Source organism: Bartonella sp. MR168JLCBS (assembly GCF_042194175.1).
The window spans coordinates 1-502 of record NZ_JBHIMP010000658.1 but is presented as its reverse complement, the minus strand read 5'-3'; the positions used below and the strand labels follow the sequence as shown (position 1 = coordinate 502).

At 35.1% G+C, this 502-nt stretch carries 1 protein-coding gene; it reads left to right on the top strand.

Translation table 11 applies throughout. The features are described from left to right. Window positions 1-502, top strand: a 502-nt coding sequence (locus ACFIK8_RS13245) for an FAD-dependent oxidoreductase (protein ID WP_375669684.1), incomplete at both ends; no start/stop codon positions are given.

The window sequence follows — 502 nt, the reverse complement described above, 5'->3', positions numbered from 1 at the left end:
CGTTCCCAAAAAGCTCTATGTTTATGCGTCACAATATGCACAAGAGTTTAAGAAGAGCGTTGGTTTTGGATGGGAATATACTGATCCAATTTTTAGCTGGAAAAAATTGGTTGCAGCTAAAAATAAAGAAATATCAAGATTAGAAAAGCTTTATCGCAAGGGGCTACAAAATAACAATGTTCATATTTATGAAAGTCGTGCTGTCTTTGTAGATGAACACACATTAGAGCTCTCTGTGACAGGTGAACGGATAAGCGCAGAAAAAATTCTGATTGCGACAGGGGCAAAAATTGTACCAAACACTGCAATAGAAGGTAGTGATTTGTGTCTTACTTCCAATGAAATTTTTGATCTTGAAAAACTACCAAAATCAATAATCATCGTTGGTGGTGGATATATTGGTGTTGAATTTGCTAATATTTTTCATGAATTAGGTGTAAAAACAACACTCCTTCATCGTGGCAATTTAATTCTTCGTAACTTTGACTATGATTTGCGACAG